The organism is Halomonas sp. (assembly GCF_029263665.1).
Lineage (GTDB): Bacteria > Pseudomonadota > Gammaproteobacteria > Pseudomonadales > Halomonadaceae > Halomonas.
Window position 1 is genome coordinate 42,989 of sequence record NZ_JAJUFQ010000004.1, and the last position, 13,547, is coordinate 56,535.

At 57.0% G+C, this 13,547-nt stretch carries 11 protein-coding genes; 1 reads left to right on the forward strand and 10 read right to left on the reverse strand.

Annotated features, from left to right (window positions below; genetic code table 11):
• Positions 1 to 64: 64 nt before the first annotated feature.
• The 3 genes from argJ to Q1K07_RS05015 form a co-directional block, all read right to left on the reverse strand.
• A complete protein-coding gene (argJ, locus tag Q1K07_RS05005) occupies positions 65 to 1,294 on the reverse strand; it encodes a bifunctional glutamate N-acetyltransferase/amino-acid acetyltransferase ArgJ (RefSeq protein WP_300308793.1) in 1,230 nt (409 codons plus the stop codon).
• A 134-nt stretch (positions 1,295 to 1,428) separates the two neighbouring features.
• On the reverse strand, positions 1,429 to 4,164 hold the full coding sequence (secA, locus tag Q1K07_RS05010) for a preprotein translocase subunit SecA (protein ID WP_300308796.1): 2,736 nt from the start codon (positions 4,162 to 4,164) through the stop codon (positions 1,429 to 1,431).
• A 92-nt stretch (positions 4,165 to 4,256) separates the two neighbouring features.
• Entirely contained in the window at positions 4,257 to 4,604 is a 348-nt protein-coding gene (locus Q1K07_RS05015; RefSeq protein WP_300308799.1) for a hypothetical protein, read from the reverse strand.
• Positions 4,605 to 4,708: 104 nt separating this feature from the next.
• On the opposite strand from Q1K07_RS05015, the gene Q1K07_RS05020 reads away from it, so the two are divergent.
• Positions 4,709 to 5,164 carry a DciA family protein gene (locus tag Q1K07_RS05020; RefSeq protein WP_300308802.1) on the forward strand — a complete coding sequence of 152 codons (456 nt, stop codon included), beginning with the start codon at positions 4,709 to 4,711 and terminating at the stop codon, positions 5,162 to 5,164.
• Between the two features lie 368 nt (positions 5,165 to 5,532).
• Here the strand turns inward: Q1K07_RS05020 and lpxC are convergent, their stop codons facing one another.
• The 7 genes from lpxC to murG all read right to left on the reverse strand — a co-directional run bounded on the left by lpxC (position 5,533) and on the right by murG (position 13,534).
• The gene (gene lpxC, locus Q1K07_RS05025) at positions 5,533 to 6,444 is read right to left on the reverse strand and encodes a UDP-3-O-acyl-N-acetylglucosamine deacetylase (protein ID WP_300308805.1); all 912 of its coding nucleotides are present in this window, start codon (positions 6,442 to 6,444) and stop codon (positions 5,533 to 5,535) included.
• A 141-nt stretch (positions 6,445 to 6,585) separates the two neighbouring features.
• Positions 6,586 to 7,770 (reverse strand): cell division protein FtsZ, encoded by a 1,185-nt coding sequence (ftsZ, locus tag Q1K07_RS05030; protein WP_300308808.1) that lies wholly within the window; start codon positions 7,768 to 7,770, stop codon positions 6,586 to 6,588.
• 34 nt (positions 7,771 to 7,804) lie between these two features.
• On the reverse strand, positions 7,805 to 9,094 hold the full coding sequence (gene ftsA / locus Q1K07_RS05035; protein WP_300308811.1) for a cell division protein FtsA: 1,290 nt from the start codon (positions 9,092 to 9,094) through the stop codon (positions 7,805 to 7,807).
• 199 nt (positions 9,095 to 9,293) lie between these two features.
• Complete coding sequence (locus tag Q1K07_RS05040; protein ID WP_300308814.1) at positions 9,294 to 10,019, reverse strand: cell division protein FtsQ/DivIB; 726 nt, start codon at positions 10,017 to 10,019, stop codon at positions 9,294 to 9,296.
• A 2-nt stretch (positions 10,020 to 10,021) separates the two neighbouring features.
• Positions 10,022 to 10,945, reverse strand: coding sequence for a D-alanine--D-alanine ligase (locus Q1K07_RS05045; RefSeq protein ID WP_300308817.1), 924 nt, complete (start codon positions 10,943 to 10,945; stop codon positions 10,022 to 10,024).
• Positions 10,945 to 12,414, reverse strand: coding sequence for a UDP-N-acetylmuramate--L-alanine ligase (murC, locus tag Q1K07_RS05050; protein WP_300308820.1), 1,470 nt, complete (start codon positions 12,412 to 12,414; stop codon positions 10,945 to 10,947). Before murC ends, Q1K07_RS05045 begins: the two co-directional genes overlap by 1 nt.
• A gap of 7 nt (positions 12,415 to 12,421) precedes the next feature.
• The gene (gene murG, locus Q1K07_RS05055; RefSeq protein WP_300308823.1) at positions 12,422 to 13,534 is read right to left on the reverse strand and encodes an undecaprenyldiphospho-muramoylpentapeptide beta-N-acetylglucosaminyltransferase; all 1,113 of its coding nucleotides are present in this window, start codon (positions 13,532 to 13,534) and stop codon (positions 12,422 to 12,424) included.
• Positions 13,535 to 13,547: the final 13 nt, after the last annotated feature.

Below are 13,547 nucleotides of genomic sequence, written 5' to 3' on the forward strand. Positions count from 1 at the left end.
CCGGTGTTCCTGCATGCCTCTCACCGAAAGCATTGATGCTTGACTGCGGCTCTTGATGATCGACTTAACTGCGATAGTCTGCGTTGATCGATACGTAGTCATGCGACAGATCCGATGTCCAGACCGTGGCGGCAGCATCACCACGCCCGAGATCAATACGAATCTCGATCTCTTCACGTGCCATGACCGCACTACCGGCGTCCTCGGTATAACTTGCTGCACGTCCACCATTCTGTACCAGACGGACTCCGCCGAGATCGATGACCACCTTGTCGACATCGAAGTCCTCCACCGAGGCCCGCCCCACTGCAGCAAGGATGCGCCCCCAGTTGGCATCACTGGCATAAAGCGCCGTCTTGACCAGCGGCGAATGCGCTACGGTGAAGGCCACTTCACGGGCTTCGTCCTCGTTCATGGCACCATCGACCTGCAGGGTCACGAACTTGGTAGCACCTTCACCATCACGAATGATGGCTTGAGCCAGCTCGATCAACACTTCATCCAGTGCTGACCGGAACCTTTTCAGGTCTTCCTCGCTATCCACACGAGTCGCCTTGCCGGTAGCAATCAACATGCAGGCGTCATTGGTGGAAGTGTCGCTGTCCACGGTGATGCTGTTGAAGGAGCGCTTTACCCCAGCACGCAACAACTCTTCCAGCGCGGCCTGTTCGATACCAGCATCCGTGGCGACAAATCCCAGCATGGTGGCCATGTCAGGGCGAATCATCCCGGAGCCCTTGGCAATGCCATTCAGAGTAACGACTCCACCACTCAGCTCGATGCGGCGACTGGCGCCTTTGACTCGAGTGTCAGTCGTCAGAATGCCTTCAGCAGCCAGCTTCCAGGCATCGCCATCATCGGCCAAGGCTTCCAGGGCAGCAGGCAGACCCGCCAGCAATCGGTCCATCGGTAGAGGTTCACCGATCACTCCGGTAGAAAACGGCAGTACAGAGCAGTCGGCGACCCCACCGAGACGCGCCAGTGCCGAGCAGGTCTCTCGCGCATCTCGCATACCAATGTCCCCGGTTCCAGCATTGGCATTGCCCGTGTTGATGATCAGATAACGCACCCCATGGGACGCAGCCACGGCCTCTGCCAGGTGAGCCTTGGCAACATGCACCGGGGCGGCGCAGAAGGCGTTGCGGGTGAATGTGCCCGCTACCGAGGCTCCTTCAGCGATCTCTATCAGCGTCAGATCGCGGCGGCCAGGCTTCTTGATCCCTGCCATTGAGGTACCCAGACGCACACCTTCTATGCGCGACATGTCAGGGAAGCGGTTGTCACCCACTGCCATTGATTTATCTCCTTACATTGGCCGCCCCAACACCGGGGCTAACCTCAAATCGCATCTAGAGCCACATGGAAACGTTGTGCAGGATAAAGCGAATCTGCATGACTCTCCTACACAAACGTTTCAGGCAGGCGTCCTCAGTTCAGCTTGCCGCAGCACTGCTTGTACTTCTTGCCAGAACCGCAGGGACAAGGATCATTACGCCCGACCTTAGGCGCTTCTCGACGCACCGGGCGCGCTTCGTCTTCGCCCTCGAAGCCCTCTTCTTCCGCTCCCTCGGCCACTGTGGCAAGGGCTGCTTCAGGATGACGGTTGTCAGCCTTGGCTGATTCCCGTGCCAGTGCCTCACGACGTTGTTGTTCCAGGGCATCGACCTCTTCCGGAGCACGCACCTGCACATGACTGAGGATGCGCGTCACGTCGGCCTTGATATTCACCAGCAGATTCTGGAACAGCTCAAAGGACTCGCGCTTGTATTCCTGCTTGGGGTTCTTCTGCGCATAGCCACGCAAGTGAATGCCACGGCGCAGCAGATCCATGGACTGCAGGTGTTCTTTCCAGCGAGTATCCAGCACCTGCAACATGACTTGCTTCTCAAAGCGACGCATCAGCTCTCCGCCAGCCGTCGCCACCTTGTTCTCATAGGCTTCGCGGTGCAGCTTCTGAAGACGTTCGCGCAGCTCTTCCTCATGGAATCGCTCGTCGCTTTCAGCCCACTCCACCACGGGTACCTCAAGGTTGAATTCGCTCTTGAGATGAGCTTCCAATCCAGGTAAATCCCATTGCTCAGGCAAGCTCTGTGGCGGCACAAAGGCACTGACAGCCTCATCCAGCACTTCAGCACGAATACCGGTCACATTCTCGGATACATCCTCGGCTGCGAGAATCTCGTTACGTTGCTCGTAGATCACATGACGCTGGTCGTTGGCCACATCGTCATATTCCAGCAACTGCTTACGGATATCGAAGTTGCGACCTTCGACTTTCTTCTGTGCCCGCTCCACGGCATTGGATACCATCTTATGCTCGATGGCCTCGCCGCGCTCCAGCCCCAACGCCTGCATCAAGCGCTGTACCCGCTCGGAGCCGAACAAGCGCATCAGATTGTCTTCCAGGGACAGGAAGAAACGCGTGGAGCCCGGGTCACCCTGACGGCCAGAACGTCCCCGCAGCTGGTTGTCGATACGACGGGATTCGTGGCGCTCGGAGCCAATCACATGCAAGCCACCGGCATCCAGCACTGCCTGGTGACGCTCGGCCCAGGCACTCTTGAGGTCTTCGATCTGTTCATCGGAAGGCGACTCAAGCTTGGCGGCCTCTGCCTCCCAGTTCCCCCCCAGCATGATGTCCGTACCACGCCCGGCCATGTTGGTCGCAATGGTGACCGCTCCAGGACGACCGGCCTGAGCGATGATTTCGGCTTCTCGCTGGTGCTGCTTGGCATTCAGCACGTTGAAGTTGATGCCTGCCTTGCGCATCATCTCGGCCAGGTACTCGGAGGTCTCGATGGATGCAGTACCGACCAGTACCGGGCGCCCGGCCTCGACCTGTACCTTGACGTCCTCGATGATGGCCTCGAACTTCTCCTCGGTGCTGAGGTAGACGAGGTCGTTCATATCCTTACGCGCGATCGGTCTGTTGGTCGGAATGACCACCACGTCCAGGCCATAGATCTGGCGGAATTCGAAGGCCTCGGTATCCGCGGTACCTGTCATGCCCGAGAGCTTGTCATAAAGACGGAAATAGTTCTGGAAGGTTGTCGAAGCCAGGGTCTGGCTCTCGCGCTGGACAGTGACCCCCTCCTTCGCTTCGATAGCCTGATGCAACCCCTCAGACCAACGGCGGCCCGGCATGGTACGACCAGTATGCTCGTCAACGATGACAACCTGGCCGTTGCTGACAATGTAATCCACATCTTTGTGGTACAAGTGGCGTGCACGCAGAGCCGAGTTCATATGCTGCAACAGGTTAAGGTTCTGGGCGGCATACAGGGAGTCGTTTTCTGTCAGCAAGCCCTGCGCCTGCAGCATCTCTTCGACCCGATGATGGCCTATCTCCGTCAGTTCCACCTGCTTCTGTTTCTCGTCGAGGATGAAGTCGCCCGTCTCCGGGTCCTCTTCATCCGCACAACGTGTCAGTTGAATGGCCAGGCGATCCACGACCTTGTACAGCTCAGTGTTCTCATCCACCGCTCCGGAAATGATCAGCGGAGTGCGGGCTTCATCGATGAGAATGGAATCCACTTCGTCAACAATGGCAAAATTCAGGCCGCGCTGCACCTTATCGTCCAGCGAGAACGCCATGTTGTCGCGCAGGTAGTCGAAGCCGAATTCGTTGTTGGTTCCATAGGTAATGTCGCAGCCATAGGCCTGGCGTTTCTCTTCCGACGTCTGGCCGGCAAAGATGACACCCACGCTGAGCCCGAGGAATTCATACAAGGGCTTCATCCAGCCAGCATCACGGCGGGCCAGATAATCGTTCACAGTGACGACATGCACCCCATTGCCAGGCAAGGCGTTCAGATACACCGCCAAGGTTGCCACCAGGGTCTTGCCCTCACCGGTCTTCATCTCGGCGATGCGACCGCGGTTGAGTGTCATGCCGCCGATCATCTGGACATCGAAGTGGCGCATGCCCATGATGCGCTTGCTTGCTTCACGCACCGTAGCGAAGGCCTCGGGCAGCAGTGACTCCAGGCTCTCACCATCCGCCAGACGCTGACGGAATTCATCGGTACGAGCTTGCAGTGCTGCATCGTCCAGGGCCTCCAGGCTGGGCTCCAGACTATTGATCGCACGCACCTGGCGGGTCATGCGTTTCACTTCACGGTCATTCTTGGAACCGACGACTTTACGTAGCAACGAGTTGATCATAAAAGGTCCATAAACGAGTCCTGCGTCAGTGGCAGAGACCCTATAGTGCGTAGGAAATAGTGGCGATACAGTTCATTGATGACGCATACAGATCAGGCCAGCAAAGGCGGGCCTCGCCGGGAAACGACATCAAGCGCAGCCACAAGGCGCACCCATGGTTCGGATCTTGGAGAACTGACGATCTCTCGATCATGAAGTCTTCGTGTCCAGAGTGGAGACGAGAAGAAACGGCGACGAGCATTAAGTACACTGCGCGCACGAATCATGGCGGGAGCCATGATGCAGATCTGGACCAGCCGATCGCTGAATGGAGTCCCCTGAGACTGGGCCAACCCCGCCGGCAGCAGACAGCCGACCAGCAGCCCAGCCAGCCACAAGCGTGTCATGGCACGCCGGGTACTGGTATCAGCACTGCTGGAAGGTGGGGCAACAACGGCCATACGGTCAAGCAACTCCTTGGCATGCTAGACTCAGGCAACAAGCCAGAGTACAGGCAGCAACGACTGGTATAAATCCCGGGTCTTTCACCCCGAGAAAGAGGCATATGAGTATAAAGGTTAAGCGGTTCCGCGCCCAGCCCATGTCCCGCCTCCTGAACAGAGGCGAATTAGGTAGTCTGATGCATATGGCACGCCTGCTGGAAAAGGCGCAGAACCACCTACGTCAGCACCTTACCCATGATCTGGCCGAGCACCTGTTCGTTGGTGGCTACCGCAATGGCCGTTTGACCCTGATAACCGATGGTGCCGCCTGGCTGACACGATTACGCTACGAGCAACCGCGCCTGCTGTCACTCCTCCATCAACTGCCTGAGTTTGCCGCCGTCACCGGCTTCCAGCTCAAGGTGAGACCTGTCAGGCCTGCCAAGGCACCTCTCCGCCAGACCCGCCGCCTTCCTGCCCAGGCCGGCAAGGAAATTGCCACCTGCGCCGAAGACACTGACGATCCCAAGCTGAAGCAAGCACTGCAACGCCTGGCCTCCCATGCCGAGCACGAGTAGCCAGCCAGAGACACATCGATGACAAAACCTTCCTGAAATGCCAACAAGCCAACTTAGCCCACCACAACGCGACATCACCTCACAGACCGGTAATTCCGGCATTCTGCACTTGGCCCCGGTCATAGTCCTGCACGCCCGGACACCCCACGAGATAAGCTTTGCGGACAGGTTCTTTCTTCAGATCAGCCAGATGTTTCAGATACGCCTCCACGCACTTTAATCACCCTGCCTTCCAACTCTTTCTCCTCTTTTCACCTCTTTCGCCTACCAAGCCCTCTTTTTCTACCTCACACCCACCAAACACATTGCGGCCGCCCATTGGGCGGCCGCAATGTGTTCAACGACTGATGGCTGATGAGGGCGAGGCATCAGGCCATGGCAGGAGCCGCATAGGAGATCGGCGCCGGCTGGGACTCATCTTCGAAGGTGACAATTTCCCAAGCCTCAGGTTGTTCCAGCAGAGCACGGCACAGCATGTTGTTTAATGCATGGCCAGACTTCACACCACGGAATTCGCCAATAAGGCTATATCCCAACTGATAGAGGTCACCAATAGCATCCAGCACCTTGTGCTTGACGAACTCGTCGTCATAACGCAGACCACCTTCGTTCACGATACGGTAGTCATCGACCACGATGGCATTGTCGAGACTGCCGCCCAGCGCCAGATTGTTGGAGCGCAGGTACTCCAGGTCGCGCATGAAACCAAAGGTGCGAGCCCGAGACACTTCCTTGACGAAGGAAGTAGTGGAAAAGTCGACCACTGCAGTCTGCTTCTGATCCTCGAATACCGGATGATCGAAGTCGATGGCAAAAGAGACCTTGAAGCCCTGATGGGGCAAGAACAGAGCTTCCTTGTCATCTTCACGCACCACAATCTCACGCTTGATGCGGATGAACTTCTTCGGGGCATTCTGCTCGGCAATACCGGCAGACTGGATAAGGAACACGAAGGGGCCAGCGCTGCCATCCATGATCGGCACTTCGGGAGCACTGAGATCGACATAACAGTTGTCGATACCAAGGCCAGCAAACGCTGACATCAGGTGTTCCACAGTAGCTACCTTCTCACCGTCCTTCGACAACGCTGTACACAGCGTCGTATCGGTGACATTGGTTGCCTGGGCCGGAATGTGGACTTCCGGATCCAGGTCAGTGCGTACGAACACGATACCAGTATCGGCCGGCGCCGGGCGCAAGGTGAGATACACCTTCTTTCCGGAGTGCAGGCCCACGCCAGTAGCGCGAATGACATTCTTTAGAGTGCGTTGTCTGATCATGTGCAGTCGCCAGGCAGTCGTTTAGTTATCAAACACCGTTCACTATAACACCAAACAAGCGTTTCAACAAAAAAACCTCAACTGCCCTGAATGGCGCACCTCTGCGACAGTTTTCTTTAGCCCTATGGCCCAAGCCCTTCCTCAGTCCGCCTGACGACGCAAGAAAGCAGGAATATCGAGATAATCATCGAGATCCTGGGATTTGCGCGATTCCGGCTGTGGGCGCGAAGGCGCTTCCTGAGCTTCCGGCTTGCTTGCCACCGCGCCTGACTGGCCGCGATGCATGACCGAATGCTGAGGACGCTGGCGCGTCACTTCCTGCTGGCGACGTGCAGCCGGCTGGCTGGCCGGCTTGTGCTGGGTGACCGGACGATCCAGGCCTGCAGCCACCACGGTGACGCGCAGCTCATCGGTCATGTCCATATCGATGGAGGTACCGACTACGATCGTTGCATCCTGGGAAGCAAACTCCTGGACGGTTGCCCCTACATCATTGAACTCACCAATGGACAGGTCCGGACCAGCAGTGATGTTGACAAGAATGCCACGAGCACCATGCAGATCGATGTCTTCCAGCAGCGGACTGCGGATCGCTTTCTCGGCAGCCTCGCGGGCACGGTTTTCTCCGATGGCGCCGCCAGTTCCCATCATGGCCATACCCATCTCGGACATGACAGTACGCACGTCAGCAAAGTCGACGTTGATGATACCGGGGCTGGTAATCAGCTCGGCGATTCCCTGGACAGCTCCCAGCAGGACATCGTTGGCAGCACTGAAAGCCGTCAACAACGTCGCGCTCTTGCCGAGCACTGACAACAGCTTCTCATTGGGAATAGTGATCAGAGAGTCCACATGCTCTGAAAGCTCTTTCATCCCTTCTTCAGCAGAGCGCATGCGCTTCGGGCCTTCGAAAGGGAACGGACGGGTTACCACCGCAACGGTGAGAATACCCAGTTCCTTGGCCACCTGGGCCACCACTGGAGCACCACCTGTTCCAGTACCACCACCCATGCCAGCGGTGATGAATACCATATCGGCACCATCCAGCAACTCGGCGATACGCTCGCGGTCTTCCAGAGCTGCCTGACGCCCCACTTCAGGATTGGCGCCAGCGCCCAGTCCCTTGGTGATCTCAGTACCCAGCTGCAGCACAGTCTTTGCTGAACAGCGCTTCAGCGCCTGGGCATCAGTATTGGCGCAGATGAACTCCACACCTTCTATGTTGCTTTCCACCATGTGGTTGACAGCATTACCGCCGCCACCGCCCACACCGATGACCTTGATGACCGCACTGCTTGAGGGTGCACTATCTACGAGTTCGAACATTTGCCCCGTCTCCTGAGCCGCGATAGCGGCCCGTTTAAAAATTTCCTTTGAACCAGCCCTTAATCTTTTCCAGCGCCGAAGGTCCTTCCTCTGGTCCACGCCGGGAGACGTCCTCGCGTCTCGGTTGCTCCGAGATTATGCCACCCTGCCCTTGGCGGCCATGACCCTGATGAGCCTGATGTAAAGCGTAATGTAACAAACCGACGCCCGTCGAATAAATTGGATTACGCACAACGTCGGCCAAACCGCGAACATTCTGCGGACAGGCAATCCGAACCGGCATATGGAAGATTTCTTCCGCCAGTTCAACCACCCCTTCCATACGTGCAGTACCGCCCGTCAATACGACGCCGGCAGCAACGAGATCTTCATATCCGCTGCGCCGCAGCTCATCCCGGACCAGGGTGAAAAGCTCCTCATAGCGCGGCTCAACGACTTCGGCCAGAGACTGTCGCGACAAATCCCGCGCAGGCCGGTCACCAACGCTAGGAACCTTGACCATCTCATCAGCCGAGGCCAGTTGAGTCAGAGCACAAGCGTACTTGACCTTGATTTCCTCGGCATACTGCGTCGGTGTACGCAGTGCCATGGCGATATCATTGGTCACCTGGTCACCAGCGATCGGAATCACTGCAGTATGGCGAATAGCACCTTCGGTAAACACCGCAATATCCGTAGTTCCGCCACCGATATCGACCATGCACACTCCGAGCTCACGCTCATCTTCTGTAAGCACTGCATGGCTAGAGGCCAGCTGCTCCAGGATGATGGCATCAACCTCAAGGCCACAACGACGGACACATTTCTCGATGTTCTGAACTGCATTGAGCGCAGCGGTGACCAGGTGGACGCGTGCTTCCAGGCGCACCCCCGACATACCAAGAGGTTCGCGAATGCCACCTTGTGTGTCGATGGCGAACTCCTGAGGCAGAACGTGCAATACACGTTGCCCTTCAGAAATAGCTCGGGCCCGCGCAGAATCGATCACTCTGTCGATATCGGAAGGAGCGACTTCACGCTCCTTTATTGCCACGACCCCATCGGAGTTCATGGAGCTGATATGGCTACCAGCGATACCGACATAGACAGAATGGATATCGCAGCCAGCCATCAGCTCTGCTTCCTCTACCGCACGCTGGATCGACTGCACGGTAGATTCGATATTGATCACGACTCCCTTTTTCATTCCTCGGGAGGGGTGAGAGCCGATACCGGCGATTTCGATACCACCATCGTCAGTGGGCTGCCCCACGATCGCGACGACCTTGGATGTTCCGATATCCAGCCCGACTACCATATTGGACACGTTGGATGGACCTGCCATGAGTCGGGAATTCTCCTCGAATCGATCCCACTAAAATAGGGAACTTGTCACTAATAAAAAAACCTAGAACGATTATAGAAACAAGAGCACTTGTTCTACCACCCCAGATGTACTGTTATTTCAACATTAAGGGTACACCCTTTAAAAGGAAATACCCTAAATTTAGAGACAGCCATTCAACAGCACCGGCGTTTATTGATCACCCTTGCTTGCCATCAGTTCCATTCACGGGCTCCGTCTCACCATGCCAGGCGACAGCGACACCATTCGGATAGCGCAGATCAATGTATCTAATATGCGACGCAACTCCACCAAGCTCTCTGTTCCAGGCAGCATCAAGGCGCGCTAAACGCCCATCAAGATCACTGCGCCCGAGCATTATCCATACACCATCTTCGAACTGAAAGCGCCAGGCACCCCTGGCTTCCAGACTCAACTGCTTGAGCTTCAGGTCCATTTTATCGAAGCGCTTAGATAGCTCACCATAATAGGCCAGGACTTCCTGACTCGACCCCTTGGGACCGGATAAATCCGGCATGTCGTCTGGTGGAGACACTGGTGCAAAGTCGAAGGGCTCACCTTGTGCATTGAGCAACTGATCATCGTTCCAATGCGCCACCGGAATTTGCTCGGTCAACTCGAAAGTCAAGGCATTGGGCCACTCTCGACGTAGACGAACTTCCTTGAGCCAGCCAATTTTCAGTGCTTCTTCACGCAACGCGCCAAGGTCAACAGACAACCAGGTCTGCCCCTGCACAAGAGGGGCTAGTTTAGCCTTGAGGTAATCGGCACCAGCGTAGTGCAGTTCTCCTCCTATCGATACTCGCTCGATAGGCCGATCCAACCACACCCACAGCGCGCGGCCTCCCGCTCCCAACAACAGGACCAGCAACAGGATGCCGAGAAAAGTGCCGCGCCTAGTCATGATCAGCCACGCTCCTGAGCGGTTGCAAGAATGCGCAACACCAGCTCATCGAAGTCAATGCCTGCATGTGCGGCTGACTGCGGAACAAGGCTATGATCCGTCATCCCAGGCACAGTGTTGACCTCTAGCAGCCAGAAGCGCTTGTCGGCATCACGCATGACATCGACACGCCCCCAACCTTCGCAGCCCACGGCCTCAAAAGCCCGGAGGCACAAGCCGGCCAATGCTTCTTCGTCTTCCCGAGAAAGGCCACAGGGCAAGTGGTAGAGCGTGTCATTCGACAGGTACTTGGCCTCATAATCGTAGAAGCCGTTTGGTACTTCGACGCGAATCGCCGGCAATGCCTTGTCGCCAAGCACGGACACGGTAAATTCGTCTCCCACCACGAACCGCTCGGCCATGACACGGGTATCAAAGCCTGCCGCATCCCGGTAGGCCTTTTCCAGCTCACCATGATCACGCACGATGGTGATACCGATAGTAGACCCCTCATGCACCGGCTTGACCACCAGAGGCAATCCCAGGCGCTCAACGACAGCATCCCAGTCCATGTCAGCACTCAGGGAAATGCTCTCGGGAGTCGGCAGCCCCATGGACTGCCACACTGCCTTGGTACGTAGCTTGTCCATCCCCAGGGCAGAGGCCAGCACACCACTGCCGGTATAAGGAAGTCCGGCCAGCTCCAGGGCACCCTGCAGGCAACCATCCTCCCCTCCTCTGCCATGCAGAGCGATGAACACGATATCAGGAGACAGCGCCTCAAGACCGGTCAGACCACCTTCTGCCAAGTCATAGCCGACGGCGTCGACGCCTCCACGCTGGAGAGCAGCAAGGATTGCGCTGCCACTCTTCAATGACACCTCTCGCTCGGCACTGTGGCCACCATAGACCACGACGACATGTCCGAAATCTTTATCCTGTGTCATCACAGAGCCACCTCATCCAGCTTCAAACAAGCGGTAGCAAGATGCTGGGAAATGCCTCCCACATCACCTGCTCCCTGGGTAATCAAAATATCACCAGGCAACAGCACCTTGGCCAGCAGCCCAGGTAGTTCTGTCTTGTCCTGAACAAAAATAGGATCCAAATCACCACGCTGACGAATGGAGCCAGCCAGGCTGCGGCTGTCAGCGCCAGATACTGGCGCCTCTCCAGCACTGTACACATCGAGCAGCAGTAGCGTATCGACCCCAGCAAGCACTCGCACGAAATCTTCATACAGATCTCGAGTGCGGGAATAACGGTGCGGCTGATAGACCATGACCAGACGACGTTCAGGCCAGCCATCACGGACAGCCTTGATCACCATCTCCACTTCACGAGGGTGATGGCCATAATCATCGACCAGCATCACCTCACCATCGCCTTGTGGCGCAGGAAAATCTCCCTGAATCTGGAAACGCCGGCCCACACCCGCGAAACCTGCCAGACCTCGGCAGATAGCGTCATCGTCCACTCCTGCGTCAGTGGCCACGGCAATGGCAGCCAGAGCGTTGAGGGCATTGTGGCGACCAGGCATGGCCAATTGCACCGCCAGAGGGGCATGGCCTTCCGGTCTCACGGCAGTAAAGCGAATTTCGCCGGCGCTCTGGGAGAAGTTCTCGATGCGATAATCAGCATCCCCGGAAAAACCGTAAGTGACAAACTGGCGATTGATGGATTCAAGCAGACCACGCACGTTGTCGTCATCAAGGCACAAAACGGCCAGGCCATAGAATGGCAGATTGTGCAGAAATTCAATGAACGTCGACTTGAGACGCTCGAAGTCACCACCATAGGTGCTCATATGATCGGCATCGATATTGGTAACGATACTGACCATAGGCTGCAGGTGCAGGAATGAAGCGTCTGACTCGTCCGCCTCGGCGACCAGGTATTCCCCCTTGCCCAATTGGGCATTGGTCCCTGCGCTGGTCAACTTGCCGCCGATGACAAAGGTCGGATCGAGACCGCCCTCCCCCAGCAGCGTCGCGGTAAGACTGGTCGTGGTGGTCTTGCCATGTGTACCCGCCACAGCGATACCATGTCGAAAGCGCATCAGTTCCGCCAGCATTTCCGCCCTACGCACGACCGGCACACGATTCTCATGGGCCCATAGCAGTTCGGGATTTTCCAGGCTCACAGCGGTGGATACCACCACCACATCGGCCTGTTCTGCATTTTCAGCACGATGACCGATGAACACTTTCACACCACAGTTCTTCAGCCGCTCAACCACGGCAGAGTGCCTCAGGTCACTGCCACTGACGCTATACCCCTGGTTGGCAAGAACTTCGGCAATACCACACATCCCGGCACCACCTATGCCGACGAAATGGATGTTACGAATCCGGCGCATACCGAGGCCACGACCTCTGGAAATCTGGCCAGGCACCGGCCCATTGTCTTCTAGCATGCTATTTTCAGTGCTCAAAAGCTGTCTCCATGCAACCCGCTACCAGTCGATCCACCGCATCCAGGTGGGCCTGGGCCCGAGCTTTCTGCGCCATTTCGGCAAGAGTGGCGGGATTGAGCAGCGTCGTCAGGCACTCGGCCAGCGTTGCCGCTGTCATATCTCGTTGCTGCAGCAATGCTGCAGCGCCTGTCTCGACCAATGCCTGAGCATTGGCCGTCTGATGATCATCTACCGCATGCGGAAAGGGAACGAATAACGCAGGTTTGGCTGCCGCCGCCAGTTCAGCCACCGTCAACGCTCCCGAGCGACACACCACCAGATCCGCCCAGTCATAGGCAGAAGCCATGTCACTGATGAAGTCAGTCACTTCCGCCTCGATACCCTGGCTGGCGTAATTCTGCCTAGTATCCGCATCCTTGTCCCGCCCAGCCTGATGACGGATCTCAGGACGTTGTGCTTCGGGCAATTGCGCGAGAGCCTCAGGGACTCCTTGATTCAATGCCAAGGCACCCAAGGACCCCCCAACCACCAGCATTCTCAGGCGACGCCCACTCATCTGTTCCCTTTGCCGCGGCAACTCTCCGAGAACGGCAATTTCGTGGCGGACAGGGTTACCGACCACCACCCCTCGTGAACCAAATGCCTGGGGGAAAGCGGCATAGACGCGATTGGCCAAACGGGCCAGGGCCTTGTTGGTCATACCTGCTACGGCATTTTGCTCGTGAATCACCAAGGAACGACGACTCAACCAGGCAGCCAGGCCACCGGGGCCACTGGCAAAGCCTCCCATGCCCACGACCAGTTGAGGATCGAAGCGGCGAATCACAGCTCGGGCCTGGAAGACCGCACGCGTCAGGCGCAGCGGTGCCAGAACCCAGCCACCCAGCCCACGGCCACGCAGGCCGCTGATGGCAATCCTGTTAAGAGGTATTCCGGCTTCGGGTACCAGGCGATTCTCAATCCCCCTTGGACTTCCCAACCACTCGACTTCGACACCCTGCTCGGCCAGGCCCTTAGCCAAGGACAAAGCAGGAATCACATGACCGCCAGTGCCGCCAGCCATGATCAATGCGCGCTTTCCCTGAGAAGCACCGATCACTTGAGCATCCTGTCTATCCAAGGAACCTCTTTCA

Excerpts from the sequence above, each read along its gene's own strand:
- argJ (WP_300308793.1), bottom strand. The coding sequence starts at position 1,294 with ATGGCAGTGGGTGACAACCGCTTCCCTGACATGTCGCGCATAGAAGGT.
- secA (WP_300308796.1), bottom strand. The coding sequence starts at position 4,164 with ATGATCAACTCGTTGCTACGTAAAGTCGTCGGTTCCAAGAATGACCGT.
- Q1K07_RS05015 (WP_300308799.1), bottom strand. The coding sequence starts at position 4,604 with ATGGCCGTTGTTGCCCCACCTTCCAGCAGTGCTGATACCAGTACCCGG.
- Q1K07_RS05020 (WP_300308802.1), top strand. The coding sequence starts at position 4,709 with ATGAGTATAAAGGTTAAGCGGTTCCGCGCCCAGCCCATGTCCCGCCTC.
- lpxC (WP_300308805.1), bottom strand. The coding sequence starts at position 6,444 with ATGATCAGACAACGCACTCTAAAGAATGTCATTCGCGCTACTGGCGTG.
- ftsZ (WP_300308808.1), bottom strand. The coding sequence starts at position 7,770 with ATGTTCGAACTCGTAGATAGTGCACCCTCAAGCAGTGCGGTCATCAAG.
- ftsA (WP_300308811.1), bottom strand. The coding sequence starts at position 9,094 with ATGGCAGGTCCATCCAACGTGTCCAATATGGTAGTCGGGCTGGATATC.
- Q1K07_RS05040 (WP_300308814.1), bottom strand. The coding sequence starts at position 10,019 with ATGACTAGGCGCGGCACTTTTCTCGGCATCCTGTTGCTGGTCCTGTTG.
- Q1K07_RS05045 (WP_300308817.1), bottom strand. The coding sequence starts at position 10,945 with ATGACACAGGATAAAGATTTCGGACATGTCGTCGTGGTCTATGGTGGC.
- murC (WP_300308820.1), bottom strand. The coding sequence starts at position 12,414 with ATGCTAGAAGACAATGGGCCGGTGCCTGGCCAGATTTCCAGAGGTCGT.